The sequence below is a fragment of the Spirosoma endbachense genome (genome assembly GCF_010233585.1).
Classification (GTDB): Bacteria; Bacteroidota; Bacteroidia; order Cytophagales; family Spirosomataceae; genus Spirosoma; species Spirosoma endbachense.
The window spans coordinates 10,304,143-10,305,628 of record NZ_CP045997.1 but is presented as its reverse complement, the minus strand read 5'-3'; the positions used below and the strand labels follow the sequence as shown (position 1 = coordinate 10,305,628).

The window sequence follows — 1,486 nt, the reverse complement described above, 5'->3', positions numbered from 1 at the left end:
GTTTTTGAAACCGCATCGGCGGCCCGGCCAATGCTGTCAACTTAAGGAAAAAGCACTACCTTTTTGGCTTCATGTCTTCTCGTTCATTATGGAAACTATAAAAAAAGAATCTGTTGATTCTAACCACGTTGCGAGCCATGATTACCGATTTGGATTTTCAGCACACATACCGCCAAAAACTCACTGATTTTTCTCGCAATCGGACGCTGAGTTTTCCCAAAATTGTGGTAGGGCTTATCAATCTTTTCAATCGGAGTATTGCCGTCGAACTCACTAAACTCTTGGGGCATATACACGGAAGTGAGGCTCCATTTTGCAGCAAACAAGCCTTCTCTAAGCAACGTCAGAAACTTAAACCGGAAGCCTTTGTGGCTTTAAATGATCAACTTATTCAGCAATTCTACGCCGATGGAGCCTTTGCTACGTTTCATGGTTTTCGTTTACTAGCCATCGATGGAAGTACCTTACAGTTACCAGAAAGCTCAGAGATTGTGCAACACTATGGCCGCTCTTCCAATCAAACCGCTTGTGTTCCTATGGCTCGATGCTCACTGGCTCATGATATACTGAATCAGTTAACCCTGCATGCCATTTTAACTCCCTATAGGAGTGATGATAGAACGATGGCATGGCAACATCTGGAGTGGTTTGAATCGGATGGCCAAGCCAGGGGTAAGCTTGACGATTTTCCTACCCTACTCCTATTGGACCGAGGCTACCCTGCCATTGACTTGATCGCGCACTTACAGCGACTAAAGATCAATTTTTTGATGCGCATTAGTTCACAAAGTTCGTTACAAGAAGTTAGGGATTTTGCCGCTTCAGGACAGTCCAGGGCTACAGTTACGTTGAATGTGACTACAGCTAAAAGAAAGAAAAACATACGCTTACAAACTATACTTCGACAATTAGATCAGGCACCACTGGTAGTCGAATTAATCGCCTTCGATTTACCTGACGGGCTTAAGGCATATCTGATTACCAACTTGCCAGCCCAGCAATATGGGCTAGATTTCTTTACCGAGGCTTACCGCAAACGCTGGGGTATAGAAACCCAGTATGCCTTTGATAAAACGCTGTTGGAAATCGAGAATTTTTCTAGTAAAAAAGTGGAAGGAGTAGGCCAGGACTTTCATGCCAGTATCCTATGCCGCAACATCAGTGGCTTACTAAATTTAGACGCTCAGCAACACTGGGTGCAGCCGCAAAGTCCTACACTCTCTACCAAGCCATTCTACCGGGTCAATCGGTCTGTCTCCTTAGGCCTCCTTAAGGATGAGTTAGTTGATATGCTCTTTGGGAACCAGTCTGTAGAGGTTACTTATGATCGGTTAGTGGCTCAAGTAAGTCGGCATAAATCGTTGTCGAAGCCAAACCGAGCATTTAGCCGCCAACGGAAAAGGCCTAGAAAGCCCCAAATTAATCGAAGAAGAGCAACTTGATGCTTAAGTTGACAGCATTGGGCGGCCCGGCGCATCGGCAGCCC

Annotated in this window: 1 protein-coding gene; it reads left to right on the top strand. The window is 45.4% G+C overall.

What is annotated here, in order from left to right; genetic code table 11:
* Positions 1–137: 137 nt before the first annotated feature.
* Positions 138–1,442: an IS4 family transposase gene (locus GJR95_RS41590; protein ID WP_162391491.1), complete on the top strand. Its 1,305-nt coding sequence runs from the start codon at positions 138–140 to the stop codon at positions 1,440–1,442.
* Positions 1,443–1,486: the final 44 nt, after the last annotated feature.